This is a genomic window from Actinophytocola sediminis, assembly GCF_054779715.1.
This window is the reverse complement of sequence record NZ_BAAGXS010000079.1, coordinates 22,670-49,284: the sequence shown is the minus strand read 5'-3', so window position 1 is coordinate 49,284 and position 26,615 is coordinate 22,670. Positions and strand designations below refer to the sequence as shown.

The 26,615-nt window shown below is 72.1% G+C and carries 29 protein-coding genes; 10 read left to right on the top strand and 19 right to left on the bottom strand.

All coding sequences use genetic code 11. The features are described 5' to 3' along the window. Positions 1–19 precede the first annotated feature (19 nt). From ACYVIP_RS37020 to ACYVIP_RS37005, 4 genes are all read left to right on the top strand, one after another. Entirely contained in the window at positions 20–811 is a 792-nt protein-coding gene (locus tag ACYVIP_RS37020; RefSeq protein WP_460405083.1) for a methyltransferase domain-containing protein, read from the top strand. Beyond that, the gene (locus ACYVIP_RS37015; protein ID WP_460405081.1) at positions 811–1,827 is read left to right on the top strand and encodes an NAD(P)/FAD-dependent oxidoreductase; all 1,017 of its coding nucleotides are present in this window, start codon (positions 811–813) and stop codon (positions 1,825–1,827) included. The genes ACYVIP_RS37020 and ACYVIP_RS37015 overlap by 1 nt, the downstream gene beginning before the upstream one ends. A 211-nt stretch (positions 1,828–2,038) precedes the next feature. Further along, positions 2,039–3,220, top strand: coding sequence for a hypothetical protein (locus tag ACYVIP_RS37010; protein ID WP_460405079.1), 1,182 nt, complete (start codon positions 2,039–2,041; stop codon positions 3,218–3,220). 39 nt (positions 3,221–3,259) lie between these two features. After that, the gene (locus tag ACYVIP_RS37005; protein ID WP_460405077.1) at positions 3,260–3,793 is read left to right on the top strand and encodes a YbaB/EbfC family nucleoid-associated protein; all 534 of its coding nucleotides are present in this window, start codon (positions 3,260–3,262) and stop codon (positions 3,791–3,793) included. Here ACYVIP_RS37005 and ACYVIP_RS37000 read toward each other — a convergent pair whose 3' ends face one another. Next, the gene (locus ACYVIP_RS37000) at positions 3,794–4,099 is read right to left on the bottom strand and encodes an antibiotic biosynthesis monooxygenase family protein (RefSeq protein WP_460405075.1); all 306 of its coding nucleotides are present in this window, start codon (positions 4,097–4,099) and stop codon (positions 3,794–3,796) included. It abuts the gene before it with no gap. 14 nt (positions 4,100–4,113) lie between these two features. Then, a complete protein-coding gene (locus tag ACYVIP_RS36995; protein ID WP_460405073.1) occupies positions 4,114–4,476 on the bottom strand; it encodes a winged helix-turn-helix transcriptional regulator in 363 nt (120 codons plus the stop codon). Positions 4,477–4,553: 77 nt separating this feature from the next. On the opposite strand from ACYVIP_RS36995, the gene ACYVIP_RS36990 reads away from it, so the two are divergent. Both ACYVIP_RS36990 and ACYVIP_RS36985 read left to right on the top strand, forming a co-directional pair. Further along, positions 4,554–4,949: a PPOX class F420-dependent oxidoreductase gene (locus ACYVIP_RS36990; protein WP_460405071.1), complete on the top strand. Its 396-nt coding sequence runs from the start codon at positions 4,554–4,556 to the stop codon at positions 4,947–4,949. A gap of 61 nt (positions 4,950–5,010) precedes the next feature. Then, positions 5,011–5,592: a hypothetical protein gene (locus ACYVIP_RS36985; protein WP_460405069.1), complete on the top strand. Its 582-nt coding sequence runs from the start codon at positions 5,011–5,013 to the stop codon at positions 5,590–5,592. Here the strand turns inward: ACYVIP_RS36985 and ACYVIP_RS36980 are convergent. From ACYVIP_RS36980 to ACYVIP_RS36945, 8 genes are all read right to left on the bottom strand, one after another. Further along, positions 5,589–6,218, bottom strand: a complete 630-nt coding sequence (locus ACYVIP_RS36980; protein ID WP_460405067.1) for a DUF1345 domain-containing protein — start codon at positions 6,216–6,218, stop codon at positions 5,589–5,591. The genes ACYVIP_RS36985 and ACYVIP_RS36980 overlap by 4 nt on opposite strands. 30 nt (positions 6,219–6,248) lie before the next feature. Next, positions 6,249–7,805, bottom strand: coding sequence for a pentapeptide repeat-containing protein (locus ACYVIP_RS36975; RefSeq protein WP_460405065.1), 1,557 nt, complete (start codon positions 7,803–7,805; stop codon positions 6,249–6,251). Beyond that, complete coding sequence (locus tag ACYVIP_RS36970; RefSeq protein ID WP_460405063.1) at positions 7,789–8,331, bottom strand: hypothetical protein; 543 nt, start codon at positions 8,329–8,331, stop codon at positions 7,789–7,791. The genes ACYVIP_RS36975 and ACYVIP_RS36970 overlap by 17 nt, the downstream gene beginning before the upstream one ends. A gap of 210 nt (positions 8,332–8,541) precedes the next feature. After that, positions 8,542–9,333 carry an enoyl-CoA hydratase/isomerase family protein gene (locus ACYVIP_RS36965; protein WP_460405061.1) on the bottom strand — a complete coding sequence of 264 codons (792 nt, stop codon included), beginning with the start codon at positions 9,331–9,333 and terminating at the stop codon, positions 8,542–8,544. Between the two features lie 78 nt (positions 9,334–9,411). Beyond that, entirely contained in the window at positions 9,412–9,948 is a 537-nt protein-coding gene (locus tag ACYVIP_RS36960) for a hypothetical protein (RefSeq protein ID WP_460405059.1), read from the bottom strand. After that, complete coding sequence (locus tag ACYVIP_RS36955; protein ID WP_460405057.1) at positions 9,945–11,075, bottom strand: hypothetical protein; 1,131 nt, start codon at positions 11,073–11,075, stop codon at positions 9,945–9,947. Before ACYVIP_RS36955 ends, ACYVIP_RS36960 begins: the two co-directional genes overlap by 4 nt. Before the next feature lie 43 nt (positions 11,076–11,118). Beyond that, a complete protein-coding gene (locus ACYVIP_RS36950) occupies positions 11,119–11,532 on the bottom strand; it encodes a FixH family protein (protein WP_460405055.1) in 414 nt (137 codons plus the stop codon). Beyond that, positions 11,529–12,962 carry a hypothetical protein gene (locus tag ACYVIP_RS36945; RefSeq protein WP_460405053.1) on the bottom strand — a complete coding sequence of 478 codons (1,434 nt, stop codon included), beginning with the start codon at positions 12,960–12,962 and terminating at the stop codon, positions 11,529–11,531. The genes ACYVIP_RS36950 and ACYVIP_RS36945 overlap by 4 nt, the downstream gene beginning before the upstream one ends. Positions 12,963–13,223: 261 nt before the next feature. On the opposite strand from ACYVIP_RS36945, the gene ACYVIP_RS36940 reads away from it, so the two are divergent. Continuing rightward, positions 13,224–13,919, top strand: coding sequence for a TetR/AcrR family transcriptional regulator (locus tag ACYVIP_RS36940; protein WP_460405051.1), 696 nt, complete (start codon positions 13,224–13,226; stop codon positions 13,917–13,919). 45 nt (positions 13,920–13,964) lie between these two features. On the opposite strand, the gene ACYVIP_RS36935 is transcribed toward ACYVIP_RS36940, so the two are convergent. Genes ACYVIP_RS36935 through ACYVIP_RS36925 form a run of 3 tightly spaced genes read right to left on the bottom strand, consistent with a single transcriptional unit; the run spans position 13,965 to position 17,679 of the window. Beyond that, entirely contained in the window at positions 13,965–15,050 is a 1,086-nt protein-coding gene (locus ACYVIP_RS36935) for an acyl-CoA dehydrogenase family protein (RefSeq protein ID WP_460405049.1), read from the bottom strand. Continuing rightward, positions 15,047–16,054, bottom strand: a complete 1,008-nt coding sequence (locus ACYVIP_RS36930) for an acyl-CoA dehydrogenase family protein (RefSeq protein ID WP_460405047.1) — start codon at positions 16,052–16,054, stop codon at positions 15,047–15,049. Before ACYVIP_RS36930 ends, ACYVIP_RS36935 begins: the two co-directional genes overlap by 4 nt. Positions 16,055–16,101: 47 nt before the next feature. Beyond that, positions 16,102–17,679, bottom strand: a complete 1,578-nt coding sequence (locus ACYVIP_RS36925) for an AMP-binding protein (protein ID WP_460405045.1) — start codon at positions 17,677–17,679, stop codon at positions 16,102–16,104. Positions 17,680–17,728: 49 nt separating this feature from the next. On the opposite strand from ACYVIP_RS36925, the gene ACYVIP_RS36920 reads away from it, so the two are divergent. Together ACYVIP_RS36920 and ACYVIP_RS36915 are read left to right on the top strand one after the other, a co-directional pair. After that, complete coding sequence (locus ACYVIP_RS36920; RefSeq protein ID WP_460405044.1) at positions 17,729–18,580, top strand: SMP-30/gluconolactonase/LRE family protein; 852 nt, start codon at positions 17,729–17,731, stop codon at positions 18,578–18,580. Positions 18,581–18,607: 27 nt separating this feature from the next. Then, entirely contained in the window at positions 18,608–19,612 is a 1,005-nt protein-coding gene (locus tag ACYVIP_RS36915) for an LLM class flavin-dependent oxidoreductase (protein WP_460405042.1), read from the top strand. An 8-nt stretch (positions 19,613–19,620) separates the two neighbouring features. On the opposite strand, the gene ACYVIP_RS36910 is transcribed toward ACYVIP_RS36915, so the two are convergent. Next, entirely contained in the window at positions 19,621–20,421 is an 801-nt protein-coding gene (locus tag ACYVIP_RS36910; protein WP_460405040.1) for a FadR/GntR family transcriptional regulator, read from the bottom strand. A gap of 96 nt (positions 20,422–20,517) precedes the next feature. Between ACYVIP_RS36910 and ACYVIP_RS36905 the strand changes: the two genes are divergently transcribed. Continuing rightward, positions 20,518–22,074, top strand: coding sequence for a FadD3 family acyl-CoA ligase (locus tag ACYVIP_RS36905; RefSeq protein WP_460405038.1), 1,557 nt, complete (start codon positions 20,518–20,520; stop codon positions 22,072–22,074). Between the two features lie 63 nt (positions 22,075–22,137). Here ACYVIP_RS36905 and ACYVIP_RS36900 read toward each other — a convergent pair whose 3' ends face one another. The 5 genes from ACYVIP_RS36900 to ACYVIP_RS36880 are packed head-to-tail and all read right to left on the bottom strand — an operon-like array spanning position 22,138 to position 26,599. Then, positions 22,138–22,791: a 3-oxoacid CoA-transferase subunit B gene (locus tag ACYVIP_RS36900; protein WP_460405036.1), complete on the bottom strand. Its 654-nt coding sequence runs from the start codon at positions 22,789–22,791 to the stop codon at positions 22,138–22,140. Next, the gene (locus ACYVIP_RS36895; protein WP_460405034.1) at positions 22,788–23,447 is read right to left on the bottom strand and encodes a 3-oxoacid CoA-transferase subunit A; all 660 of its coding nucleotides are present in this window, start codon (positions 23,445–23,447) and stop codon (positions 22,788–22,790) included. The genes ACYVIP_RS36900 and ACYVIP_RS36895 overlap by 4 nt, the downstream gene beginning before the upstream one ends. After that, positions 23,447–24,628, bottom strand: coding sequence for a thiolase family protein (locus ACYVIP_RS36890; protein ID WP_460405032.1), 1,182 nt, complete (start codon positions 24,626–24,628; stop codon positions 23,447–23,449). Before ACYVIP_RS36890 ends, ACYVIP_RS36895 begins: the two co-directional genes overlap by 1 nt. A 13-nt stretch (positions 24,629–24,641) precedes the next feature. Continuing rightward, a complete protein-coding gene (locus ACYVIP_RS36885) occupies positions 24,642–25,520 on the bottom strand; it encodes an LLM class flavin-dependent oxidoreductase (protein ID WP_460405030.1) in 879 nt (292 codons plus the stop codon). Continuing rightward, positions 25,517–26,599 carry an ABC transporter substrate-binding protein gene (locus tag ACYVIP_RS36880; protein WP_460405028.1) on the bottom strand — a complete coding sequence of 361 codons (1,083 nt, stop codon included), beginning with the start codon at positions 26,597–26,599 and terminating at the stop codon, positions 25,517–25,519. The genes ACYVIP_RS36885 and ACYVIP_RS36880 overlap by 4 nt, the downstream gene beginning before the upstream one ends. Positions 26,600–26,615: the final 16 nt, after the last annotated feature.

Below are 26,615 nucleotides of genomic sequence, written 5' to 3'. Positions count from 1 at the left end.
GCCGGGCCATGCTGGTGTCGTGAACCACTACCTGCTCGACAACCGCCGCCCGGAGGCGGGCGAGCGGTTCGTGGCGCTCGCCGAGCTGTTCGATCCCTGGACCTTCCGCCACCTCGACGACCTCGGGCTCGGCGACGGGTGGCGGTGCTGGGAGGTGGGCGCCGGCGGCGTCTCCGTGCCGCAAGGCCTGGCCGAGCGCGTTGGCACGAGCGGGCGGGTGCTGGCCACCGACATCGACGTGTCGTGGGTCGAGTCCTCGGCCGACGGTGTCCTCGAGGTGCGCCGCCATGACGTGCTCAGCGACCCGCCGCCGGCCGAGACGTTCGACCTGGTGCACGCGCGGCTGGTGTTGGTCCACCTCGCGGACCGGGCGGCCGCGCTGCGGGTCATGGTCGACGCGCTGCGGCCGGGCGGCTGGCTGGTGATCGAGGACGCGGACCCCGCACTGCAGCCGCTCGCCTGCCCGGACGAGCGCGGCCCCGCCGAAGAGCTGGCGAACCGCCTGCGCACCCGGATCCGCACCCTGATGGCCGAGCGCGGCGCGGACCTCGCCTACGGTCGCACGCTGCCCCGGCTGCTGCGCGCGGCCGACCTGACGGACGTGCGCGCGGAGGCCTACTTCCCGGTCGCGGCACCCGCGTGCTCGATCCTGGAGGCGGCCACGGTCCACCACGTCCGCGATGAGCTGCTGGCCGTGGAACTGGCGACACCGGCGGAGATCGAGACCCACCTCGACAACCTCGCCAGCGGCGACCTGGACCTCATGCTCGCACCGATGATCACCGCGTGGGGCCGCAAGCCGGACCAGTGATGAGCCCCGGGAACCTGGTGGTCGTCGGCGCCGGCATCGTCGGTGCCTCGGTGGCTTATCACGCCGCCAAGGCGGGTGCCGGCGTGACGCTGGTCGACGGCGGGCGGCCGGGCGCCGGCGTGACAGCCGACTCCTTCGCCTGGATCGGGACGGCTCGCGTACGCACCGGTCCCTCCGCCGGGCTGCGGTTGACCGCGACGGCGGAGTACCGGCGGCTCGAGGCCGAACTGCCAGGCCTCCCCGTGACCTGGTCGGGCTCGCTGTCCTGGGGCGCGGCGGACACCCTGCCGGAGGCCGGGCCAGGGCAGAAGATCGTGGACGCGGCCACCGTGGCGACGCTCGAGCCCGCCCTGCGCACGCCTCCGGAATGGGCCGTCTGGGCCCCTGGCGACGGCGCTGCGGACCCGGTGGGCGTGACCGAACGGCTGGTCACGGGCGCCCGCGACCACGGCGCCCGCACACATCCCGACACCCCGGTCATCGCGGTCCGCCGGGACGCCGAGGGGCGGGTCGCCGGGGTCGAGACGACCGCGGGGCCCCTCGCCGCCACGACGGTGGTGCTCACCGCCGGTGTGGCCACGGCCGCGCTGGCCGCGCCGCTGGGTGTTCGCGTCCCGGTGGAGCCGTCACCGTCGACGCTGCTCCGTCTCCGGGCCACGGCTGGTCTTGTCCGCACCGTGGTGCACAACCGGGACTGTGATCTCCGGCAGGTCGCCCCGGACCGGCTCCATGCCGCCGCGGACTCGCCAGAACGGACGCTTGCCGCCGTCCGGTCCGCCTTCCGTGGCGCCGCGAACGTCGAACTGCTCAGCACCCGGGTCGGCCTGCGTCCCATGCCGGCCGACGGCGAGCCGATCATCGGCCCGGTCCCCGAGGCGCCCGGCCTGTACATGGCGGTGATGCACTCGGCGGTCACGCTCGCCCCGGCCGTCGGCCAGTTGGTCGCGCGGGAACTGGTCGAGGGCACCGTCGAGCCGGCGCTGGAAGGCTGCCGGCTCGCCCGGTTCGCCAGCTGAGCGGGCACGGGTCAGGTCGTGCACCTTGAGCGCGGACCAGGGGCCCGAGTCGGTGAACCCGGGTGTTGCGCTGTCCACGTCGATCCTTAGCTAGCGGCCGGTGGTTTCCACGCCCGAGTTCGGCGATCTTGCGGTGGGGGACGGGTTCCAGAAGCACAGTTATCTGTTCGGCGTCATGGTCAACGGACTTCCGTAACTACACCTATGCCCGTTGCGGCAGGCGGATTCTCGAGCAGCCGCACCAGTTCGCGTGGCAGATCTTCGAAGCCAAGGTCACGCATCTGCTGCGCGACGAGTACCGGATCCGGCAGGTGACCAAAGTCAAGGACGGCCGCTCGACCGAGGGCCTCATGGTGCCGAAACCAACTGGGCCAACACGATCGCGTACGGGCCGTTCGGGGCCTACGGCATCACCTGCGGGATCACGTTCACCTTCGGCGGCCTGCGGATCACCGCCGGCGCGGAGGTGGTGGACGACACGGGCGCGGTCCCCGCGCGGACGCTGTCAGGTCACGGTGACGCACCGGCTTCGCGGGCGGTCGCCCCGAATTTGGTCCCGCCAGGATTTTTCGGCAGGCTGGGTGTCATGCGTCCGCTGGATGATGACGGCACCGAGTTAGCCGAGGTGCCCGCGACGGGGTGGGCCGCCCACGACGTGCTGCGGCCACTCGTCGGGGTGGAGATCCGCACCGCGTCGGGGTACGCGAACACGGTGTTGGGGGTGACCGGCGGGAGGGTGCTGGTGCGTACGGATCGTTCACCCGACGGCCAACCGGTGCCGGTGAGCGATGTGCAGCGTGGTCTTGATCTGCTGGCGGCCCGTGGAAGCGTTCGGGTGAGCGTGGCGGAGTTGGGTCACCGAAGCGCGTTTGTCGGTGCGGTACTGGCCACTGTGCCCGACGCGCGGATGACAACCACACCTGCGGTGGTCACCCTGGCGAAGCCGACCGGCGACGAGTTGGCTGTCGACCCGGTGTTCGGCGAGCTGGACGGTGCGGCACAGCTCAAGTACCGCAAGGAGCAGGCACACCTGAGAAGGCGGCTGATCGGCGACCGCGAGGTCGCGTCCTGCGCGCTGTGCGGGCAGGATTTCCCCACGTCGTTCCTGATCGCCGCGCATGTCAAGAAACGAGCCGTCTGTTCCGACGACGAACGTCGTGACCTGAGGAACGTGGCGATGCTGGCGTGCGCTCTCGGCTGCGACGTGCTCTACGAGGCCGGCTGGATCACTGTCGACACCAACGGACGCATCATGGTGGCGGAGCTCGACGGGTTGCCCGATGCGTTTCGTGACCGGGTCCAACGATTAGTCGGGTTGTCGTGCCCGGCCCACAGCGAGCTGTCGGAGAAGTACTTCGCCTGGCATCGCGTGGCCGTCTTCCAGGGGTCGTAGGGTTGACGGCGAGCGGACCAACGATGTCTGGGAGTCGGCGTGACGGACCCGATGGCGGAAACCCTGCGGATGCTCGACAACTGGGAGCGCGACGCCGCCGGCAAGGCGGCTCGGTTCCAGGCGATGGCCGACCGGGCGGCGGAGGTGTCGATCACCGAGTCGGTCGCCGGCGGCGCGGTCAGCGCGACCGTCGGCAACAACGGGCTGCCGACGGACATCGCGATGACCGAGAAGGTGCGCGAGATGTCGCCGGACGAGATCGCCGCGAACGTGATGGCGGCCATCCGCAAGGCCCAGTCGAGATATCCGCAGCGGCTCGCCGAGATCGTGGCCGAGACCGTCGGGGACGACCCGGCCGGCCAACACGTCGTGGCCACCGCGCAGCGGAGTTTCCCGGAGCCGGTCGAGGACGAGCCGACCGAGCAGCCGATGTCCTTCGACGACATCGAGGATGACATCGAGGACGACCTCGAAGCCGGCGATCAACCGCCGCCGGTCCGCCGGCCGCCCGCCGCCCCCGGCAGGGACGGCGAGGACGGGGACTTCGGCGGGGAGTCGGTGTTCGACCGGTAGTCAGTCGGTCTTGGGCCCGGTCTGCTGGATGATCTCGAAGGTCCACGCCGACGATCCGGTCGCCGCCGGCTGGCCGCCGCCACCGTGGCCCGCTCCGGTGCCCGCCATCCAGTTCTCGAAGTCCTGCTCGCTGCGCCACCGGGTGTACACCAGGTACTGGTCGGTGCCGGCGATCGGCCGCAGCAGCTCGAACCACTCGAACCCGTCGGAGCTCTCCACCAGGCCGGCGCGGCTGCCGAACCGCTTCTCCAGCGTCTCCCGCATCTCCTCGGGCACGGTCAGCGCGTTGATCTTCACAATGCTCATGGGCCCATCCTCGCTCATGGTCGCGGGTCGGTGCCGGCCGCACGGTGGCGGGCGTCCCACTCGGTCAGGCCACGCAGGTGTTCGTACAGCTCGCGGGCCATGTCGGTGGCCAGGTACTCGACCTTGGGCGGCACCGTCGGATAGACGGTGCGCACGAGCATGCCCTCCCGCTCCAGGTTGCGCAGGGTCAACGTCAGCATCCGCCTGCTGATGCCCGGGAGCGCGCGTTCCAGCTCGGTGAAGCGCACGGGCCGGCCGCTCGCCTGCCGCAGCACGGCGATGGTCCACTTGCCACTCACCCGGCCGAGCACGGTGAGGACCGTGCAGGTCTCCGCGTTCTCGACCTGGTCGGGAACACAGGTGTCGCGCTGTGACATGGATGTGCCTTCTTCCCCACGCGCCGACGATCGCCAATCATGGCGACGGTAACAACATCGAGGGAGGCGGGCACCGGATGCCGATCACGTTCGACGACGCGACCAGAGAACTGCTCGACGGGAAGAACTTCGCCACGGTGGCCACGCTGAACCCCGACGGCGGTCCGCAGACGTCGGTGGTGTGGATCCTGCGCGATGCGGACACCGTGGTGTTCTCCAGCACCGCCGGCCGGCAGAAGGCCCGCAACCTGACCCGGGATCCCCGGGTCAGCCTGACCGTCTTCGACACCGCGAACCCGTACCGCACGGTGGAGATCCGCGGCACCGCCGAGGTGGTCGATGACCACGACCGGGCGGTGCAGCGCGCGGTCTCGCACAAATACCTCGGCGAGGACTCACCGCGCGATCCCGACGGAACGCGACGCGTGGTCGTCCGGGTGATCCCGCAGGTCGTCCACGGGTTCTCGGCCTGAGTCACGCGGCGTTCGCGCGGAAACGGGCACCTCACCGGAAAGCGGTGGCTAGCCTGGCCCGATGAACGAGCGCGGCACGGTCACCACCCGTTGGTGGCTCGCGGCGGCGGGCCTGGCCGCCCTGCTGATCGTCGCCGCCGGGCTCGGTGTGCTGCGGCCGGGCGGGTTCGTGGTGCTTGGCTGGCTGGATCGGCCGTTCCTGTTCGGCACGGTGGCGGCGGTCCTGTTGGCGTTGGCCGGCTGGTTGGCCCTGCGTGACCCGGTGCGACGGCTGGTCGTGACCTGTCTGCTGGTGGTGTTCGCCATCGGCTGGGCCGGGCTCGGCTGGTTCGCCGTGGCGCTGCGCGCCGACCTGGCCGAGCTGTCCCGCCATCGGTCGCCGGACGGCTCCGGGGAACTGCGCGTCTACCGGGGGTCGAACGTCATCGACCCGACCTGGGAACTGCGCCTGCGGTCGGGCAGCGGGTTCACCGCGCGCGAGTGGGACCTCGGGTGTGTCAACTCCGACCAGGAAACGCTCACCGGTGTGGCGTGGACCGGTCCGGACGGGCTGCGGGTGCGCCTGGAGCGGCACGGCCCGGTCGAGATCGCCCTGGACGCCTCGACCGGACGGCCGGCGCGTCAGCTGTCGATCGGCTGTTAGTCCACCGCGCCGAGGACCAGGTTGATGGTGGTCGCCAGGATGCTGGTACCGAACACATAGGACAGCAGGTTGTGCCGCAACACCACCGCGCGGATCGTGGAGCTGGACACGTCGTTGTCCGACACCTGGTAGGTCATGCCGAGGTTGTAGCTGAAGTAGAGGAAGTCCCGGTAGGCCGGTGGCTCGTCGGAGTGGAAGTCGATCCCGCCGTCGGCCGAGTAGTACAGGTGCGCGTAACGGGTGGCGTACATCAGGTGCAGCGCCGCCCATGCCATGAACACCCCGGCGAGCGCGGTCGCGGCCACGACGTGGCGGGAGCCGGTGTCGCCGAGCAGGAGCAGCAGCACGATCCCGACCAGGCCGAACATCGCGACCGTGACGACGAGCAGTTCCTCGGCGACCGGCCGGAAATCCTCCCGCCGAGTGTTGTGCCGGGTCGCGGTGGCGTCCATCGGCCACAGCACGAGCCAGCCGGCCACCACGAAGATCGTCTCCAGGGCGGCGATGCCGGTGAGCACCCCGAGCGGCGCGTCCGCGACCGTCGAGACCACCACGCCGATCACCGCGCCGGCGAGCACGGCGACGGTGAGCCGGGTGGTCGCGGACAACCCCAACCAGGCGTTCATCGATCATCACGATAGCCGCGCGGACCGTCGTCAGTTCGACGACGGCGCCCTGGTGTGCTCGGTGATCATCTCGGCGGGCAGGACCGTGTGCAGGCCGGCGGCCTGGTCGCGCGACAGCGGCAGTTCCTTCGGGTACTCACTCGGCCGGTCCGCCCCCGGATGGCGGATGGTGATCATCGCCGAGGTCGGGTGCGCGGTGCCGAGCACTCGGATGAGGTGCACCTGTTCGAGTGACTCCCATGGCAGGGCCGTGCTCACCGGCCGATCGTTGGGCGACTTCCCGGACAACCACAGGAACGGCTCGCGGGCCCCACCGACCAGCACCGCGCCCGACGGGGACTCGATCCCCTCGCCGTAACGCACGTTCGCGGCGAACCTGGCCAGTACCGCGATGGCGACCACGACGAACACCAGGTGGCCGACCACGGTGTCCTCCTGCCACAGCCCGGTCGCCGGGAGCGTGCCGAGGATCAGCAGCACCAGGACCACCACCCCGTCGACGACCGCGGCGATCACCAGCAGCAGCGCCAGCATGCGCACCGGCGGGCCGAACTCGGGCCCGATCCGGCCGGGCGTCGGCTGCCCGATGGCGACCTGGCCCACGGTCGTTGCCGGTTGTCTCGGCGGTCGCCGCCTGGCCAGCCCCAGGTCGATGCCGCCGAGCACCAACGCGACCGCGGCGACCAGGAGCTGCCAGTGCGGCTCGGCGGCCAGCCAGCCGAGCGGGCCGGGGTCGACCGCCCAGTCGGCGCCACCGGAGAGGTGGGCCAGGCCGCGGCTGACGCCGACGGGGATCAGGTACAGCGCGGTGACGACCAGGACGATGCCGACGGTGGCGCCGATCAGGTCGGCCGGGCGCAGGGGAGTGGTGTGGCGGTGGCGCAGCAGGTGTCCGATCCGCGTGCGCGACCAGCCGAGCGCGATCGCGATGGCCGGCCAGAACAGCGTGTACGCGAGCTGCGCGCTGTCCCCGGCCGGCTGCTTGGCCGGGGCCGGGTCGTCCGCGACGGGCTGGAGTTCTTCTGTAGCGGGCGGGAGGCCGACCGTTGGCTCGTCGTCGGGTAGGCCGATGGCGCCATCGAACGTCGTCTGGATCGTGTTGGCGGTGCTGAGGTCGGTACCGGTCAGGTCGGCCTCGACCAGGGTGGTCTGGATGAGCTCGGTCCTGGTGAGGTCGGCGCCGCGCAGGTCGGCCTTCGTCAGGTCGGCCTGGCTGGCCCGCGCGTCGGTGAGGTTCGCGCCGCGCAGGTTCGCCCCGACCATCGTGGCCTGCCGCAGGTCGGCACCGGTGAGGTTGGCGCCGGTCAGGTCGGCGCCGGTCAGGTCGGCCTGCAGGAGCACCGTTCCGGTGAGATCCGCGCCGTGCAGGTCCGCGCCGGCCAGCCGCTCCTGACTGAGGTCAAGTCCGCGCAGGTCGGCGCACGCCAGCCGGTCCAGCGGCGGCGCGTCGCCCGCCGGCACGGCCGGTGCCGGGGTGCGCGTGGTGCACTGGGCGCCCGCCGCGGCTGCCGACGCCGGTACGAACACGGCCAGGCTCACCGCGACGCCAACGGCGGCCGCGGCGAGGATCCTACGAAGGGAGGACATCGGTCTCACCCCAATCCACGACCTTCACTCCGGCGGGTCCCAGCAGTTCACTCAGCGTCATGGCCACGTCCGGGGCGAACACGGTGCCCGACGCGAGCTGTACCGCCCGCCCGCCGCGCAGGACCACCTCCAGCCCGTCGCGGTGCGGTGCGACGGACTTGCGTCCGCCGGGGCCGCAGCCACACCACACCTGTACGGCCAGGACCTGGTCCAGGTCGTGTTCCCGGGTCACCCACGGTCCGCGCAGCACCAACTGACGGCTGGGGGCGGTGGTGACCCACAGTTGTCCGACCGACCGCAGGTCGCGGCGCAGGCCGACGGTGAACGTGCCGGCGAGCACGAGCGCGCTGGTCGCGGTCAGCCACGGCACGGTCAGGCCCCAGGGCATCAGCCCGGCGGCGAGCCCACCGACGACGGCCGCCGCGACCGTGGACACCACCAGCCGCCGGACGAGCGTGGTGCCCCGTGCCCGGACCGTGCCGACGACCGGCACGGCCAGCGCGGGGCCGGCCTGGGGTGTGATCATGCGGGGGAGTCCGTTCGCCAATGGCAGGTGATCCAACGGATCGTATCCATCCGCTGAGGCGCACAGTTGTCAAACGTCGCCCGTCCGTCGGCAGTCCTTTGCGCACGCGACGAACCTGCGCCGCCGCCTTGCGGAGCCGGCCCGTGCCGTGCAGCGAAGGGCTCCTTCACTGCGCCGGACGCAGCGAAGGAGCCCTTCGCTGCGGTGGGCCTACCGGGGGGTCCACTGTGGGGGGCGTTTTTGGATGAACGCTTGGGGGCCTTCGGTGTGGTCGGGGTGGTTCCAGTGGTCGAGCAGGTGGCGCGAGCCGATCCGGCAGGCGTCGGTGAGGCCGAGCTCCAGCGCGGCGTGCAGGGACTTCTTGGTCGCCGCCATGGCCGAGGGGGAGTTGCGGGCGATCTTCTCCGCCAGCTCCTGCGCGGCCGCGCGCAACCGCGCCGGTGGGTCGACCACCTCGCTCACCAGCCCGAGCTCGTAGGCGCGCGTGGCGGTCATCCGCTCGTGCGCGCCGACCAGCGCCATCCGCATGACCGCGCCGAACGGGATCTTCCTGGCCAGCCCGATGACCTCGATCGCGGAGACCTGGCCGACGCTCACGTGGGGGTCGAGGAACTCGGCGTCCGACGCGGCCAGCACGATGTCCGCGTCGGCCACGAAGTGCAGCCCGCCGCCCGCGCACACGCCGTTGACCGCGGCGATCACCGGAGTGGCCACCTTTTGCTGCCAGGCGGTGAAGTGCAGGTCGAAGGTCGCGAGGTCGTCCTGGTAGCGGCGCATGCCCTCGGCGGCCACCTCGCGCAGGTCGGCCCCGGTCTGGAAGGCACGCCCGGCGCCGGTCTGGACGATCACCCGCACGGCCGGGTCGTCGTCCAGCGCCCGCCACGCGTCGGCGAGCTCGTCGCGCATGCGGGCGTTCATGGCGTTCAACGCCTCCGGGCGGTTGAGCACCAGCCAGCCGACCGGCCCGTGCCGCTCGATGAGCAGGGTGTCGTAGGTACTCACCCGCCAAGTGTCCTCTTCGGACCGCCCGGCGCGCGCGCCGGACGGTCCGCCGTCGAGACGAAACCCACACCCACCGAGTTACAGCAACGCCAGCTCCTGCCGCTGGACGCGGACGCGCCGCCACGCGACGGCGAGCACGGCGAGCAGGATCAGCGCGGGGGCACCGGCGACGGACCAGCTCAGGGGAAGTGGCGGTCCGGGTTGGGCGAGGACGGGGACGGCGGTCAGTTCGCCGTGGCCCGGTCCTGCGGGACCGTCGATGACGAAGCGGAACGTCCATGGTCCCTCGGCGCCGAGTGCCTGGACGTCCAGGCCCCACACCTCGCGTTTGCGCGGGTGGCGGGCGAGGTGCCACTGCTCGCTCGCGGAGCCGTCCGGCAGGGCGGCTTCCACAGTGCCGGCCTTGCCGTCGTATCCCCCGTCGACGGTGAACGTGAAGTCGAGCGACTGCATCGCACGGATCGGCCACCGGCTGAAACCGACGGTGATGCCGTACGGGCCGGCCTCGACCCGCTCGGTGTGCACGATGGTGACGGGCTCGTAGGCCCATGAGGGAGTCGCGCTCGCGAGCAGAAGCATGGCCACGGCGAGCAGGGTGGTCAGGGCGCGTTTCATGCGGTGGCTCCCAACGTGGTCGTCCGGGGTTCGGTCACGGTCGTGGTGGGACGGTCGAGCACGCGCAGTAGCAGTCCGAGGCGCCAGCCCGCGACGCCGCCGAGCGCGCCGAGGACGGCCGCCAGCAGGCAGGTGAACAGGACCTGCTGGCCGTTGTCCTCGCCCGCGGGGATCAGGTCGCGGTAGAGCATCAGCTGTTGCAACGGGATCAGTACGGCGAGGATCGCGGAGGCGACGGCCCCCCAGACCGGTGCGACGACGCGAGCCGACCAACGGCGGGAACGGGCGAGCACGCGGGCTCCCTCGAGGAGCAACGCGACGACGACCACTCCCGTCGGGATCCAGCTCGGCATGATCGGATGGGGAAACAGGAAGTCACGCATCGGCAGTCCCACCGCGCTCGCGTAGGTCTCGGTCGCCCATGGCGTGAACAGCCACAGCGCGGCTTGCCCGACAACCACCGTCACGGCAACCATGAGCGCGGCACCCGGCCGCCGGAACAGCGCCATCGCGGTCAACAGCAGTGACACCGTCAGGCCCGCGACGCACACGGTGACCAGGTCGATGGCACCGCTGACCCGCTGGACCGCGTCCGACAGCACGGGAATGAAGGCCACCATCATGGCCAGGGAGACGAAGACCCCGATCCGGCCCCAACGCTCGTGGCGGACGGCGGCGAACGTCATCAACGCGCCGAGCATCGTGGTGACGTTGCCGAACAGCAGGCCGATATGCGGCGGCGAGTCGAGCATGGCGTCGAAGCCGTACCGGCCATGCCACCACTGGTCCCACAGTCCGTAGAGCAGGAACGTCGCCGCGGCCGATCCGGTCACCAGATAGGCGACGGGCGCGGTGAACGTGCCGCCGAACACCCCGACGGATCGCCCGCCAACGGCCGGCTCGATCGGTCGCCCCGCTCGCTGTGCCGCCGTGGTGCGAAGTACGACGGTGAGCGCGGTGATGCCGCACAGCGCGCTGCCCGTGTAGAGAAACAGGTGCGGCGCGGTGAAGAAGGTGTCGGGTCCGACATCGGAGTGCCACTGGATGTCCCAGCTCCAGCCCACCAGTGACAGCAACGCCCCGGCGAGCACCGCGGCCGCGGGGAGAAGACCCCTGGTCTGTTGCATCGTCTTCCTTTCCGCGGAACGGCGCGCGTTCCGCAGGCTTCGGTCAACCGGTCACGACCAGCGGTAACACGACCCGCTGCGCGCCTTGGCCGTCGTCGACGACGACGGTCAGCTCCCAGGTGCCCGGCATGTCGAAGCGCGTGCTGACGCGGTACCGGCCGGGGATCTCGTTGCCCGCAACGGGTTTGGCCGTGACGGGGGCGAACGCGTGGCCCATGTGCGGCATCGCTGGTTCGAGGCGGACCCCGGTCACTCCGCCCGGCGCACTTACCTCGATGTGCACCGCGCTGGTGCCGACCTCGGCCGGGTCGACGACCACCCGGACGGTGTGCCGGGCGGTGCTGCCGTGCAGCACCGTCTGCCCGTCGGCGGTTTCGGTGCGCGGCAGTAGCAGCGAGGTGCCGGTGACGACGACCGCCGCCACGGCCGCGAGGATGAGCCGTCCACGAGTCGTCATCGCCCGCTCACCGGTCCCGGGACGATATCGAGCAGCACCGGCTCGGTCAGCAGCGTGTAGCGGCGTTGCGCCTGTACCCACACCTGGTACCGGCCGGGCAACGGGAACGTGTGGGTGAACGACACCGAGGGCCCGTACGCGGCCACCGTCTCGTCCGGCCGCTCCGTTGGCGTTCCGCGCGGTCGCGGCGTCATCGCGTGCACGTGTGCCCACACCGGCGCGCGTTCCACCGCGGTCGTGGACCCGTCGTCGGTCAGCGGACCGACGGCGATCAGGTGTCCCACCATGCCCAGCCAGGGCTGGAGATCGGCCTGGTCGCCGAAACACGCGACGATCGTGGTCGGCTCGCCGGCACGCACGCCGGTCACCGACACGTCGACCTGTGTGCCGGCGAGTTCCCGGATCCCACCGACGGTCGGCCTCGGTGCGGCGGCGACGTCGAAGCCGGTCGGCGAGCGCAGTGACTGCACACCGCCGCCGCGCCTTGCCACCTCCGCCGTCAGGGCGTGGTGCCCCTGCTCGGCATCGGCCAGGCGCACCCGGTACTCCCCTGGAGCCACGCGGACCGGATGAAGGTGTCGCAACGCCATGGACGGCGTGACCACGAGCAGGTGCACGAACGCGCCGTCGTGTACCAGGAAGTCGTCGACCGGGCGTCCGCTGCCGCTGTCGGTGAACCACAGCGTGAGATCCACGGCGCCGTCTTCGGTCTGTTGTGGACGCACCAGCATGGTCACCGGCGGACGCGTCGCCTGCGCCGGTGTCGGATGTGTCACCGAGTACGGGTCGAGGACCGCCGCCACCGTCGCGTCGACGTCCTCACCGGGTACCGGCGGCGCGGGCGTGGACGCGGACAGGGCCCCCGCGGTCACCGCGACGGCCAGTGCGGCGACGACCGCGACCGCCGGCGCCATGACCAGCCAGGTCCGCCGTGCCAGCACCGCCGCCGCCAGTGCCACGGCCAGCAGCAGACCGGCCGCCGCGAATCCGAGGTAGGCCAGCCCCTCCGCCGGGGACATCACGGTGACCGGCACCACGAAGGGGATCGACGCGACGGACGACCCGTCGTCGAGAACGAGTTCCTGCGGCCCCGGCCGCTCCACCCGCACCGTGCCGCCGTAGGCCCCCGGCACCGCACCCAGCCGCACCGTGGTCTCGCGCGCGCCGACGCGGGCCGTGGTCACGTCGGTCGGCGTCAGTCGCAGTCGCAGTAGCCCCGGTGCGCTTCCCGCGTGTGTCACCACGTCGACCCGAAGCGGGCCCGGCACCCCGTCGACCCGGCGCAGTACAACCGTCAACTCTCGTTCGCCGAGGCTCTGCGCGACATGGATGTCGGCGCCCGCCGATGCGCCGTCGGCGCTCGCGGCGGACACGTTCAGCGACAGGAGCGCGGCCACCGTCAGTAGCACGGCACCGGCGGTTCCCTTCACGCCGCGGGGGTCGTACTTGCCGTGCGACGCGGCAGGTTTCCCGACGGGTCGGGTACGCGCGTGGTCGCGAGCGACTCGGTCTCCGACCGGAACTCGGATTGTCGGCGTCGCGGGGGGCGCATGAGGCGAACGCTATTCGTCACGAACACCGTTTGTCAAGCGCACCGTTCGTCGTCGAGTGCTCAGGACCTCTCTGACCTCGACGGATCGCCTCCGCCACCGGGATTGACGAACAAAATTCGTAACGAATACCGTTTGCCCATGGCACCGCGTGATCCGTTCCGCTCCTCACATGTGGAGAGCCGTCGCAACAGGCCGGCGAAGTCGCCGCTGAGCCGCGACGCGATCGTCACGGAGGCGCTGCGTCAGGTCACCGCGAAGGACGGTGTCGGCATGAGCCTGCGCAGGATCGCGGCGGCACTCGACACGGGCCCGGCTTCGCTCTACGCCTACATCGACGACATGAGCGAACTACAGGCACTGGTGCTGGATCGTGCACTGGACGCCGTCACCATCGGCGATGTCGGCGACCCGTGGCGCGATCGCCTCGAAGGGCTTCTTCGCGCCTATGCGGAAGTCCTGTCGACCAGCCCCGCTCTTGCCCAACTGGCTGTCCAGACCACCGCCGTGGGGCCCAACGCGTTGCGGATCGCCGAAGCCCTCCTCGAGCTGCTTGCCGAAGCCGGCGTCGAGCCGACGACCGCGGCCTGGGCCATCGACCTGCTGACGATGTTCGTGGCCGCGGTCGCGGCCGAACATACGGGTGGTCCGCACCCGGCCGCGCCGGACGGCCCGGTCGCCCAGGCGATCAACCGGGCGCCGGCGAACGAGTACCCGCACGTGCACGCCGCCAGGGATCAGCTCATGTCCGGCACCGGCGACGAGCGGTTCGCCTGGTCGGTCGACGTCCTCGTCCTCGGCATCCTCTCGCGAGGACGGACGCACCACCCGGACTGACGGCCGCCGCCTCCGCGAGCGCGCTGGCCCGCGCGGTGGTCGACCTCAGCGCGGCAGACCGAGCAGCCGGTTGGCGACGATCTGCCGCTGGATCTGTTGGGTGCCGCCGTAGATCGACTGAGCCCGTGACCACAGGTACTCGCCATACGCGTCCGTCCCGCCCAGTACGAGGCCGGCACCGGCGAGGTCGGCCACCACGTGGTGCAGCTCCTGCTCGACCCTGGTGGTCAGCAGCTTGTCCACCGAACCGGCCGCGCCGTCGGCGGTGTCCCGGTTGGCCAGCGACCTGGCCACCTGCCAGCGCAGCACGTCCAGGTTGACCGCGCACGCGGCGAGCCGCCTGCGCAACGGCTCGTCGGCCACCCGGCGTCCGGCGCGCACGTCGGCCACCGCCGAGGCCAGCACCTGCCCGAGCCGCCCGACCCAGCCCATGTCGGCCGGGCCGCGTTCGTAGGTCAGCATGTGCATCGCGATCCGCCAGCCCTGTCCCGGCTCCCCGACGACGTTGGCCACCGGCACGCGCACGCCGTCGAAGAACACCTCGGCGAGCTCCCGGCCGCCGTCGGCGAGGGTGATCTCCTGGCGCTCGACGCCCGGCGAGTCAAGGTCGACGACCAGCAGCGACAGCCCGTGGTGGCGGGGCCGGTCCGGCTCGGTGCGCGCCAGCAGCAGACACCGGTTCGCCCGCATCGCCCCGCTGGTCCAGGTCTTCTGCCCGTCGACGACGTAGTGGTCGCCGGCCAGGCGCCCGGTGGTCGTCAGGCTCGCGAGGTCCGAGCCGGCGCCCGGCTCGCTGAACCCCTGACACCACGACTCGGTGCCGCCGAGCAGGCCGGGCAGCATCCGCGCCCGGAGCCGCGCCGAGCCGAAGTCCGCGATGGCGTGCGCGAGGTGGCCGATGGGTGGCGGCGGCGGTGCCCCGGCCCGCGCCAGCTCCTCGTCGATCACCGCCTCGTAGTCGGCCGGGAGCCCGCGCCCGCCGTACTCGGCCGGCAGGGACACCGCGACATAGCCCGCCTCGGCCAGCGCCCGGTGCCAACAGCCGGCGTCGTCCCGGCGTCGGGCGAGCCAGGCCCGCAGGCCGGCGCGGAACTCGGCGACCTCGGGGCTGTCGGCGAAGTCCATGGTCATCGCGCGCCTAGGAGGTGGTCGGTGAGCGCGCGGAGCTGGTGGTGTTCGTCGCCGAACAGCGCGCGGGAGGTGTGCGCGCGGCGCAGCCGGACGTGCGCGCGGGACTCCCAGGTCAGGCCGACGCCGCCGAGGATCTGGATGGCCGTCTCGCACACCTCGACGGCGGCGGGCGCGACGAACGCCTTCGCGGTGCTGGCCGCGGCCAGGGCGGCCGGCGGCGACAGCGCGTCCACGGCCCACGCGGCGTGGTACAGCGCGCTGCGGCTGGCCTCCACCGACACCAGGCTCTCGGCGGCGAGCTGCTGGATCGCCTGGAACGCGCCGATGGGCCTGCCGAACTGGGTCCTGGTCCGCGCGTGGGCCACCGCGTCGTCGAGCGCGGCCCGCATGACCCCGAGCAGGTCGGCGGTGGCGAGCACCCGGCCGAACGCGGCCAGCCGCGACCGCCCGTGCTGACCGGGATCGGCCAGCGGGATGCCGGTCGTGGCGGTGCCGACCGCGCGGGTGTGGCGGGTGAGGTCCGCGCCGGGCAGCGGGTCGCCAAGGCGGTGTGCCGTGCCGTCGGCGGCGAAGGCGACCTCGGCGCCCGCGCTGTCCCAGGCCACCGCGTCGGTGTCGGTCGCGAACCCGGTGAGATCGGCGCGCAGCAGCGGCGCCACCCGCAGCTCGCCCGCGCCGACGCGGGCCAGCACCGCAGGGTCCGCCCCGCCCGCGCGCAGCCGTTCGGCGCCCAGCAGCGCGCCGAGCACCGGCACCGGCACGGTGTGGTAGCCGAGTTGCTCGACCAGCACGGCCAGGTCGACGACCGACGCGGGCACGTCCTCGGCGAGTCCGACCGTGAGCCAGCCCGCGGCGCACACGCGGGCCCAGGCCGTGGCGTCCGGCTCGACCGGCGCGACGTCGTCGGGGCCGCGACCGGGCGACCAGCGGCCGGCGAGGTCACCGGCGAGCCGCGCGCACGCGTCGGCGAAGGCACGCTGGTCCTGGTCGAGACCGATCCGCATGACCATCACCGTCTCAACGGCGTGCTGGTCGGGCAACTCGTGGCCGCCTACGTCCGCTCGTCCGTCCGCTCGTCCGTCCGCTCGTCGTCCACAGTGGACAGGCGGTCCTCGGCGAGCCGGGCCAGGTCCGACCTGGCCACCTTGCCGGCCTCGTCCCGGGGCAACGCGCCGACGAACCACACGTGGCGCGGCACCTTGAAGTCCGCGAGCCGGCCCATGACCCAGGCACGCAGCGCCGGCTCACCGTCGGCCACCACGAACGCCGCCGGCAGCTCGCCCAGCCGCGCGTGCGCGACCCCGACCACCGCCGCGTCGCGCACCGCCGGGTGCTCCCGCAACACGTGCTCGACCTCGGCGGGGTGGACGTTGAACCCGCCGACGATGATCAGCTCACGAACGCGGCCGACGAGCCGGACGTAGCCGTCGGCGCCGAGCCAGGCCAGGTCGCCGGTGGCCAGCCAGCCGTCGTGGAGCACCGCCTCGGTGGCCGCCGGGTCGGCGAGGTAGCCGGCCATCACGTTGGCGCCACGCACTTCCAGCTCACCGACATGCTCGGGGCCCCGGCCGGCCGGCTGGCCGGCGATGCGCACCTCGACGCCCTCGACCGGCGCCCCGACCGACGCGGAGACCAGCTCCCTCGGGTCGCCGAGCCGGGTCATCGTGCACACCCCGGTGGCCTCGGTCAGCCCGTAGCCGATCACCACGTCCAGCACGCCGAGGTCGTCGAGCAGCGCGTGGACCAGATCCGGCGGCACCACGGCCGAACCGACCACCGCGGTGCGCACTCCCGGCCGCGCCGGCAGGTCACCGGCCCGCAGCGCGTCGACCACGTACCCGTGGACGGTCGGCGGCGCGTTCAGCACGGTGACCTCGCCGCCGCCGACCAACGCCACCACGCTCGCGCGGGACACGTGGGGGAGCAGCACGGCCGTCGCGCGGGCGTGGAACGGCGAGACGAGCCCGGTCTTGAACCCGCCGACGTGGGCGAGCGGATAGGTCACCGGGAACACCTCACCTCGGCGCAGGCCGACGTTGGCCGCCCACGTCCGCGCGGTCGCCATCAGCGGTGCCTGCGCCAGCACCGCGCCCTTGGGCGCGCCGGTGGTGCCGGAGGTGAACTGGACGAGCGCGTACTCGGCCGGCGTGGCCCGACCGTGGCCGGTCGCGGTGGCCAGCAGGTCCGGCCACCGCACGCCCGGCCCGCCGGCCGCGCCGTCGAGGCGGACCAGCCGCGCCGGCGGCACGAGCGCCGCCGCGTCGGTCGCGAGTGGACGGTCGCGGAAGGTGTCCTGCGCGACCAGGAACCGGCAGTCGGCGCGGGCGAGGATCGCGGCGGTCTCGGCGGTGGGGTAGCGCGGGTTCAGCGGCACCAGCACGCCACCGGCGACCACGACCGACAGCATCGCCACCGCGCAGTCGAGCGTGTTGACCGCGATCACCGCCACCCGCTGGCCGGTGGTCAGGCCGAGGGCGTGCCAGGCCGCGGCGCCCCGACCGACGGTGTCGGCGAGTTGTGCGTAGGTCAGCTGGTCCTGGCCGCAGCGCAGGGCGACGGTGGTCGCGGCGTCGGCCGCGGCGGCGGCGAGCAGGTCGGCGAGCGATCGCCACGTCGCGCCAGAATTCATTGTTCTCTCTAATATAGCAATAATATGAGTGTTTGACCGGAGGTGGCGCATGGCCGACACGAGGGTGCTCGTCGACAGTGGGCTCGTGCTGTGTGATGGCCCGCGCTGGTTCGACGACGCGTTGTGGTTCTCCGACCTGTACGGCGGCTATGTGTACACAGTGGACCACGCGGGCCGGCTCGAACGGGTGCTCCAGGTCCAGGCTGGCCCGTCCGGGTTGGAGTTCCAGCCAGACGGGTCACTGCTCGTGGTGTCACAGCGTGACCAGAAGATCCTGCGGCGCACCCCGTCGGGTGCGGTCTCCACCTACGCCGACCTCGCCGGCCGGGCGCGCCACGACGCCAACGACATCGTGTTGGACAGCGCGGGCCGGGCCTACGTGTCGAGCTTCGGCTTCGACCTCGGCGCGGGCGCCCCGCTCGAACCGGCGCCACTGGTCATGGTCGAGCCCGACGGCGCCGTGCGGGTCGTGGCCGACGGCCTGCGCTTCCCCAACGCGGTGGTGCTCACCGACGACGAGCGCACCCTGCTGGTCAGCGAGACCGAGGGCAACGTGATCACCGCGTTCGACCGGGCGCCGGACGGCACGCTCAGCGGCCGGCGGGTCTTCGCCGACCTCGGCGACCTGCGCCCGGACGGCATGTGCCTGGACGCCGACGGCCAGGTGTGGGTCGCGTGCCTGGACGCCGAGGCCGTGGTCCGGGTCGCGGCCGGCGGCCGGGAGACCGCCCGTGTCCGCACGCCCGGCAGATGGGCAACGGCCTGCGTGCTCGGCGGCCCGGCGCGTCGGGACCTGTTCGTGCTGACCGCCCGGACCTCACCGGAGATGCTCGCCAGGGGCGAGTTCCACGGCGCGGTCGAGGTGGTCGAGGTCGACGTGCCGGGCGCCGGCCGGCCGTGAGATCCGTTCGATACCAAGGAGTGTCCGATGAAGGTCGGCTTCACCATGGACCTGCGCAACCCGAACGGCGAGCCGTGGCGGCAGTTCTGGGAGGACCGGCTGTGGCTGTTCGGTGAGGCCGAGGCGATGGGCTTCGACTACCTGATGGTGCAGGAGCACTTCTTCACCAAGGACGGCTACGCCCCGTCGGTCACGGTGTTCCTCACCCTGCTGGCCGAACGCACCTCGACCGCGCGGATCGGTTCCTACTGCCAGATTCTGCCGCTGCACCACGCCGCCCGGCTCGCCCAGGAACTGGCGGTGATCGACCACCTGAGCGACGGCCGGCTCGACGTCACCGTCGGCAGCGGTCACCGGGCGCTGGAGTACGTCGCGTTCGGACACTCGCCGAAGACCCGCCCGTCGCGGATGGAGGAGGGGCTTCAGGTCCTGCGCAAGGCCTGGACCGAGCGGCCGTTCTCCTTCACCGGCAGGTACTACGACCTCACGGACATCACGGTCACCCCGGAGCCGTTGCAGCGGCCGCATCCGCCGCTGTGGGTGGCGGCCACCGCCCCGCCGGCCGCGGCCCGTGCCGGCCGCCACGGCGCGAACCTCCATGGCGCGAGCGTCGACCCGGCCTTCCACGCCGCCTATCTCGACGGGCTCGCGCAGGCGGGGGTCGACCCGGCCACCAGGCGGATCTCCAACCCGTGGTCGATGACCGTGACCGACGAGCCGCCGGACGCGGTGTGGGAGCGCAACAAGGAGCTGTACTTCCAGCGGTGGGACTTCTACCGGCAGATCCGGCTCGAGATGGGCGACCCCGACCTCGACTACGGTCTGGCCCCCGGCCCGGACGCCTACCGGGACTTCGAGCTGATCGGCGACGCGGACACCGTGCTCGGCACGCTGCGCGCGGTCACCGACACGCTGCCGCTGACCGACATCGTCCACTCAGGACCCACCGCTGGGGTGTCCATTCGGGACGAGGCGTACGCCGACCTGAAACGGTTCGCCGACCGCGTCCTGCCGGAACTGCACGGGTGGTGATCGCTGGACTATCGGCGAGTGGAGAAGTCGATGTCGTCCAACAGGTTGGTGTTCACCGTGTCGTTCTTGGCCGACTCGAGGCTGGACTTCCTGGTGGCCGCGAGGTGGGCACTGGCCAGGGCCACCGTGCGCTTCTCGTCGCCGGCGGCGATCGCGTCGACCAGCTTCTCGTGATCGCGCAGCGCGGCCCGGCGGGACCTGCGCGCCAGCGGCGAGGTCTGGTCGGGCGCACTGTCCACCATGGACGCGTCGGACCACACGGTCGACTCGTGCGCGGTCCAGATGGTCTCCAGCGAGCCGACGAGGACGATCATCGTCTCGTTCCCGCAGTGGCGCACCAGGGTCTCGTGGAACTTCCTGGCGTGGGCCGGGAACTGCTCCGGGTCGTCGAAGGTCGCCTCCTGCTCGGCGAGCACCGCGCGCAGCGCCGGCACCACCGTGTCCGCGCGGTCGGGCCGGGTGGCGCACAACGCGGCACACGCCGGCTCCAGGTGCAGCAGCGCGCCGCTGACGTCGCCCATGGTGGTGTCGCGGGTCTGCAGGACCATGGTGATCGTGCGGGCGATGCGCTCCGGTGTCGGCAGGTGCACCACGGCGCCGCCGACGTTGCCGCGCCGCACCGTGATAAGCCCTTCGGTCTCCAGGATCCGCATCGCCTCGCGCACGGCCGGCAGACTCACCCGGAAGTCGGTGAACAGGTGTTCCTGCCGAGGAAGACTGTCGCCCTCCTTGAGCTTGCCGGTGAGGATGTCATCGCGCAGCCGCGCCGCCACGATCTCCGCCAGGCGCGGTTGGCGCAGCTGTCGCATGCCGTTCTCCTTCGGGTGCCGGTCCGGACCCAGCGTAGCGCCGATCGGTGTTCATCATTGTCAAGACACCTAAGACAGCATCATTAGGGAGGGTCAGTGACCGAACGGACGATCCCGGCGATGCTGGCCGCCAGCGCGCGGCGCTTCGCCGGCTCGGTGGCGGTGCGCGATGGTGACACCGAGCTCACCTACGCCGCACTCGCGTCGGCCGTGCACGAGGCCGCCCGCGGGGTGCTGGGCCTTGGCGTCGGCCGGGGCGACCGGGTGGGCCTGTGGGCGCCGAACTCGCTGCGCTGGGTGGTCGCCTCGCTGGCACTGCAGCACGCGGGCGCGATCGTGGTGCCGCTGAACACCCGGTACCGCGGCCAGGAGGCGCGCGAGATCCTGGCCAGGGTCGGCGCGGTCGCTGCTCTGGTGGAGGACGGCTTCCTCGGCTACGACTACGCCGGCGCGCTGCGCGCACCCGGCCTGCTCGCCGGCCTGACCGTGGTCGACCTCGCCGACCGGGCCGCGCCCGGCGTGCTCGGGTGGGCCGACCTGCTCGCCGGTGGCGCCGAGGTGCCGGCCGAGGCGGTGCGCGCGGCCGCCGACGCCGTCCGGCCGGACGACCTCGCGGAGATCATCTTCACCTCGGGCACCACCGGCACGCCGAAGGGCGTGACCCTCCCACACGGCCCCGGCCTTGACCTCTACCGCGCCTACGCCGAGGTGTGGGGGCTGCGCGCGGGCGACCGCTACCTGGTGACGCTGCCGTTCTTCCACACCGGCGGCAACAAGGCGGGCATGCTCACCAGCCTCATGCACGGCCTGACCATCGTGCCGCTGGCGGTGTTCGACCCGGCCGAGGCGCTGCGCCTGATCGAGCGCGAGCGGATCTCGGTGATGAACGGACCGCCGACCCTGTACTACTCGCTGCTGGAGAGTCCACACCGGCGCGACCACGACCTCAGCTCGCTGCGGGTCGCCGCCACCGGCGCGGCCGTCGTCCCGGTCGCCCTGGTCGAACGGGCCCGCACCGAACTGCCGTTCGACCGGTTCGTCACCGCCTACGGCATGACCGAGTGCTGTGGCACGGCGACCATGTGCCGGGCGGGCGACCCGCCGGCGACGATCGCGCGCACCAGCGGGCGGGCCGTGCCGGGCGTCGAGCTGCGGGTGGTGGACCCCGACGGCCGGGACGTCGCCCCCGGCGAGCCGGGGGAGGTGCTCATCCGAGGCGCGAACGTGACCCCTGGCTACTGGCAGGACCCCGAGGCCACCTCGGCCGCCATCGACGCCGCGGGGTGGCTGCGGTCCGGCGATGTCGGGACGCTGGACGCGGAGGGCAACCTGACGATCACCGACCGGCTCAAGGACCTGTTCATCGTCGGCGGGTTCAACGTGTCACCGGCCGAGGTGGAGCAGACCATCGCCCACCATCCGGCGGTGGCCGAGGTCGCCGTGATCGGCGTGCCCGACGAGCGCCTCGGCGAGGTGCCCAAGGCGTTCGTGATCCCGCGCCTCGGCGTCGAGCTCGTGCCGGCCGAGCTGATCGCCTGGACCCGCGAGCGGCTGGCGAACTTCAAGGTACCGAGAACGGTGGCGGTGGTCGACGAGCTGCCGCGCAACGCCAGCGGCAAGGTGCTACGCCGCGCCCTGCGATGCCCTGAATGAGGCATTGGCGACGTTCACCGTCCTGAATGGGGCATTCAGAGCAGTTGACCCGGGGCGGGAGTGCTAGCCGGTCAGCGGGACGTCGAGGCGGGCGCGCAGGTCGGGCAGGGTGGTGCCGAAGGTCTCGGTGACCACGATCTGGCCGCCGGTGAGGTGGAAGACCGCCTGTTCGGTGTAGACGCGACTGACACAGCGGCGGCCGGTGATCGGATAGCCGCACTCCGGCACCAGTTTCGGTGCGCCGGTCTTGTCGAACAGGGTCATCATCACGAAGACCGCCTTCGCGCCGACGGCCAGGTCCATCGCGCCGCCCACGGCCGGGATCGCGTCCTTCGCGCCGGTGTGCCAGTTGGCCAGCGTGCCGTCCGCCGCGACCTGGAACGCGCCGAGCACGCACACGTCGAGGTGCCCGCCGCGCATCATCGCGAAGGACTGCGCGTGGTCGAAGTACGCCGCGCCAGGCAGTTCGGTCACCGGGATCTTGCCGGCGTTGAGCAGATCCGGGTCCACCTCGTCGCCGGTGGCGCGCGGGCCCATGCCCAGCATGCCGTTCTCGGTGTGCAGCACGATGCCGCCCGCCGGGTCCAGGTGGTCGGCCACCGCCGTCGGCTGCCCGATGCCGAGGTTCACATAGGAGCCGGGCGGGATGTCCCTGGCCACCATGCCGGCCAGCTCGGCCCGGTCGAGCGGGCCGCGGTCGGCGTGCTCGACGGTCATGGCGCGATCACCACCCGGTTCACGAAGATTCCCGGTGTCACCACGGTTTCCGGGTCCAGGTCGCCGATCGGGACGACCCTGGTCACCTCCGCGACGGTGAGCCGGGCCGCGGTCGCCATGATCGGGCCGAAGTTGCGGCCGGTCTTGCGGTACACGAGGTTGCCCGCCTCGTCGGCGGTGTGCGCGCGGATCAACGCGACGTCGGCGTGGATCGGGTACTCCAACACGTACTCTCGGCCGTCGATGACGCGGGCCTCCTTGCCTTCGGCGAGCCAGGTGCCCGCGCCCGTCGGGGTGTAGAAGGCGCCGATCCCGGCGCCGGCCGCGCGGATGCGTTCGGCCAGGTTGCCCTGCGGCGCGACCTCCAGCTCGATCCGGCCGTCGCGGTACAGCTCCTCGAACACGAACGAGTCCGTCTGCCGGGGGAACGAGCAGATGATCTTGCGTACCTGGCCGGTGGCGAGCAGCGCGGCCAGCCCGGTGGATCCGTTGCCCGCGTTGTTGTTCACCACCGTCAGGTCCCTGGCCCCGGTGCGCCGCAACGCGTCGATGATGGCGTAGGGCTGCCCGGCCGGGCCGAAGCCGCCGATCAGCACGGTCGAACCGTCGGCGACGCCGCGGACGGCCGTGTCGGTGTCCGGTGAGATCTCGACCATCAGTCCGTGTTCTCGAGGACGACCGCGAGGCCCTGGCCGACGCCGATACAGATGGCGGCCACGCCCCACCGCGCGCGGCGCTCGCGCAGGACCGCGGTGAGCGTGCTGAGGATCCGGCCGCCGGACGCGCCGAGGGGATGGCCAAGAGCGATCGCGCCGCCCCGGGTGTTGACCAGCTCGGGGTCGATCGGCCAGGCGTTGACGCAGGCCAACGACTGCGCCGCGAACGCCTCGTTCAGCTCCACCGCGCCCACGTCCGCCCAGGTGATCCCGGCCGCGGCGAGCGCGCGCTCGGCGGCGGCGACCGGCGCGTAACCGAAGGCCTGTGGTTCGGTGCCGACCGCGCCGCGCCCGGCGATCCTGGCGATCGGGTCGGCGCCGATCGTGGCCGAGGCGTCCGCCGAGCCGATCAGCACCGCGGACGCGCCGTCGGACAGCGGGGACGCGTTGCCCGCGGTGATCCGTCCGCCCTGCCGGAACGCGGGCTTGAGGGTGGCGAGCTTCTCGATCGTGCTGTCCGCCCGGATTCCCTCGTCCCGCTTCAGGTCCGTGCCCGGCACGGCCACGACCAGGTCGTCGTAGAAGCCGTCGTGCCAGGCCTGGTCGGCGAGCCGGTGTGACCGCTGCGCGAACGCGTCCTGCTGTTCGCGGGTGACGCCGAACCGGTCGGCCAGCTGCTCGTTGGCCTCCCCGTTGGACACCGTCCACTCCGGATTCATCAGCGGGTTCACCAGCCGCCAGCCGAGCGCGGTTGACACCAGTGTCGCGTCGCCCGCCGGGAAACCCTTGACCGGCTTGGACATCACCCACGGCGAGCGGCTCATCGACTCGACGCCGCCGGCCACCACGATGTCCGCGTCCCCGGTTTCCACCGCCCGCGAGGCCATCATGGCCGCGTCCAGACTGGACCCGCACAACCGGTTCACCGTCGTGGCCGGCACGCTGACCGGCAGACCGGCCAGCAGCACCGCCATCCGGCCGACGTTGCGGTTGTCCTCGCCGGCGCCGTTGGCGTTGCCGTACACGACATCGGAGATCCGCGCCGGGTCAAGCTCAGGTGTCCTGGCGAGGAGTCCGGACAGGACGGTGGCGGCGAGGTCGTCGGTCCGCACCCCCGACAGTGCGCCGCCGTAGCGGCCGAACGGGGTGCGCACCGCGGCGTAGACGAAAGAGGATGGCATCGGCTCTCACATTTCAGTTCAGGGCGGCGGCCAGTTCGATGGTGCGGCGGGCCACGTCCGGCGGCGTGCCGTGCGGCGTGACCCGAAGGTTGACGGTCGTGACCCCGAGGTCGGCATACCGGCGCAGCGCGGACGCGACGTCGGCCGGAGTGCCGATGAGCGACGGGATCTCCGGCGTGGGATCGTCCGGTGTGGACTTCCACAGGCCACGGCTGGAGTAGTAGTCGAGCACGGGGGACAGGTGGCGTGCGGCGAGCGTGCGGGCGGTGTCCGCGTCCGGATGGATGAGGCACATCCGGTTGGCCACCACCTCACCCTCCGCGCCGCGCTCCCGGTAGGCCATGGCCTGGCGCGCCAGCAGGCGATCGGAGTAGTTCGTCGCCGCGTAGTAGCCGTCGCCAAGCTCCGCTGCCCGCCGGACCGACGCGGTGGTCCCGCCGCCGACCAGCAGCCGCGGCCCGCCGGGGGAGACCGGCCCGGGAACCACCCCGCCGTCCCAGGCCGCCCGCAGCGCGCGCAGTGCGGCGTCCATGTCGGTGCCGCCGGCGAACCGGGTGCCCAGCTCGGCCGGCCCGAGCCCGACACCGACCGACAGCCGCCCGCCGCAGAGCTGGTCGACCAGCGCGGTCTCGTAGCCGAGGCGCGCCGGGTCGTAGGCGCGCAGCAGCAGCACCCCGGTGCCCAGCCGCAACGAGGTGTGCGCCGCGAGGTGGGCGAGCACGATCAGCGTTGCCGGCAGGTGGAACGGCTCCGGTTTCCGGTGGTAGCTCTCACCGAGCCACACCGTGTCCACACCGGACTCCTCGGCGGTGCGTAGCAGCGGCAGGGCCGCGGCGACCTGCTCGGCGACCGGAGCCGCCGAGCCGAGGTCGAGTGCCAGGCCGAGCCTCACTTCTTCGCCGAGGCTTGTTTCATGACCTCGTCACGGGAGAAGTCGTTGATCTGTTCGAGCAGGCTGGTGTCGAGGATCTTGTCGACCTCAACGGTCCCCTCGATGAGGGCGGCCGTCTGCGCGAAGTCGATGGCACGCTGCACCCGCTCGGGGTCGATGGTGCCCCAGTCCTGCTGTCCTTCCGGGACACCGAGGCCGTCCATCCGGACCTGCAGCACCTTCACCTGCTGGGCACGGGCCTCGGCCTCGGGGACGTCGGCCCCTGGCCGGGTGTCCGGCTGGGACTCCCACATGGCGTCGATGGCGGCCTCCGGGTTGGCCTGGGCGTACACCACGCCCTTGGCGAACGCGCGACCGAACTTGACGAACGCCTCGGAGTCCTCGGCGAGCCTGCTCTTGCGGGCGACGAAACCGCCGCCGAACATGTCGGTCATCTCCGCCACCGGCAGCTCGGTGATGGTGATCCCGGCGTTCTTGACGAGCTGGTACTGGGTGTCCCACAGCGCGAGCGCGTCGACCTGGCCGTCGTTGATGGCGGTGACCTGCTGCGCGCCGACCCCGATCGGCACCAGCGTCGCGTCGTCCTCGCTGAGGCCGGCCAGCTGCAGGGCGACCCTGGCGAAGGTCGCGCCGGAGCTGCTCACGTTGGTCACGCCGATGCGCTTGCCCTTGAGGTCGCTGACCTTGCTGATGCCCGAGCCGTCGAGCGCGGCCAGACCGTAGATCCAGTCGCCGTAGTAGGAGGCGAAGTAGGTGAGGTCGGTGCCCTTGGTCGCGCCGATGATCACCGGTTCCGGGGTGACCAGGGCGATGTCGGCGCCGCCCGCGATCACCTGCTGTGCGGCCTGCGTGCCAGATGGCGGCAGGGTGAACTCGACCTCGATGCCCTCGTCGGCGAAGTAGCCTTCTGCCTGGGAGAGCAGGAACGTGGCGAAGCCGGCGTTCCAGGTCGGGGTGGTGACGGCGACCTTCAGTTTCGTCGAGTCGCCGCCGCTCGCGGCCCCACCGCAGGCGGTGAGGGTGGCGACGAGCATGGCGGCGAGCAGTCCGATGAGGACTCTGTACGAGGGCTTGGGCATGTGTTCCTCCTTGAAC

Excerpts from the sequence above, each read along its gene's own strand:
- ACYVIP_RS37015 (WP_460405081.1), top strand. The coding sequence starts at position 811 with ATGAGCCCCGGGAACCTGGTGGTCGTCGGCGCCGGCATCGTCGGTGCC.
- ACYVIP_RS37000 (WP_460405075.1), bottom strand. The coding sequence starts at position 4,099 with ATGAGCATTGTGAAGATCAACGCGCTGACCGTGCCCGAGGAGATGCGG.
- ACYVIP_RS36995 (WP_460405073.1), bottom strand. The coding sequence starts at position 4,476 with ATGTCACAGCGCGACACCTGTGTTCCCGACCAGGTCGAGAACGCGGAG.
- ACYVIP_RS36990 (WP_460405071.1), top strand. The coding sequence starts at position 4,554 with ATGCCGATCACGTTCGACGACGCGACCAGAGAACTGCTCGACGGGAAG.
- ACYVIP_RS36985 (WP_460405069.1), top strand. The coding sequence starts at position 5,011 with ATGAACGAGCGCGGCACGGTCACCACCCGTTGGTGGCTCGCGGCGGCG.
- ACYVIP_RS36980 (WP_460405067.1), bottom strand. The coding sequence starts at position 6,218 with ATGAACGCCTGGTTGGGGTTGTCCGCGACCACCCGGCTCACCGTCGCC.
- ACYVIP_RS36975 (WP_460405065.1), bottom strand. The coding sequence starts at position 7,805 with ATGTCCTCCCTTCGTAGGATCCTCGCCGCGGCCGCCGTTGGCGTCGCG.
- ACYVIP_RS36970 (WP_460405063.1), bottom strand. The coding sequence starts at position 8,331 with ATGATCACACCCCAGGCCGGCCCCGCGCTGGCCGTGCCGGTCGTCGGC.
- ACYVIP_RS36960 (WP_460405059.1), bottom strand. The coding sequence starts at position 9,948 with ATGAAACGCGCCCTGACCACCCTGCTCGCCGTGGCCATGCTTCTGCTC.
- ACYVIP_RS36955 (WP_460405057.1), bottom strand. The coding sequence starts at position 11,075 with ATGCAACAGACCAGGGGTCTTCTCCCCGCGGCCGCGGTGCTCGCCGGG.
- ACYVIP_RS36950 (WP_460405055.1), bottom strand. The coding sequence starts at position 11,532 with ATGACGACTCGTGGACGGCTCATCCTCGCGGCCGTGGCGGCGGTCGTC.
- ACYVIP_RS36940 (WP_460405051.1), top strand. The coding sequence starts at position 13,224 with ATGGCACCGCGTGATCCGTTCCGCTCCTCACATGTGGAGAGCCGTCGC.
- ACYVIP_RS36935 (WP_460405049.1), bottom strand. The coding sequence starts at position 15,050 with ATGACCATGGACTTCGCCGACAGCCCCGAGGTCGCCGAGTTCCGCGCC.
- ACYVIP_RS36930 (WP_460405047.1), bottom strand. The coding sequence starts at position 16,054 with ATGCGGATCGGTCTCGACCAGGACCAGCGTGCCTTCGCCGACGCGTGC.
- ACYVIP_RS36925 (WP_460405045.1), bottom strand. The coding sequence starts at position 17,679 with ATGAATTCTGGCGCGACGTGGCGATCGCTCGCCGACCTGCTCGCCGCC.
- ACYVIP_RS36920 (WP_460405044.1), top strand. The coding sequence starts at position 17,729 with ATGGCCGACACGAGGGTGCTCGTCGACAGTGGGCTCGTGCTGTGTGAT.
- ACYVIP_RS36915 (WP_460405042.1), top strand. The coding sequence starts at position 18,608 with ATGAAGGTCGGCTTCACCATGGACCTGCGCAACCCGAACGGCGAGCCG.
- ACYVIP_RS36910 (WP_460405040.1), bottom strand. The coding sequence starts at position 20,421 with ATGCGACAGCTGCGCCAACCGCGCCTGGCGGAGATCGTGGCGGCGCGG.
- ACYVIP_RS36900 (WP_460405036.1), bottom strand. The coding sequence starts at position 22,791 with ATGACCGTCGAGCACGCCGACCGCGGCCCGCTCGACCGGGCCGAGCTG.
- ACYVIP_RS36895 (WP_460405034.1), bottom strand. The coding sequence starts at position 23,447 with ATGGTCGAGATCTCACCGGACACCGACACGGCCGTCCGCGGCGTCGCC.
- ACYVIP_RS36890 (WP_460405032.1), bottom strand. The coding sequence starts at position 24,628 with ATGCCATCCTCTTTCGTCTACGCCGCGGTGCGCACCCCGTTCGGCCGC.
- ACYVIP_RS36880 (WP_460405028.1), bottom strand. The coding sequence starts at position 26,599 with ATGCCCAAGCCCTCGTACAGAGTCCTCATCGGACTGCTCGCCGCCATG.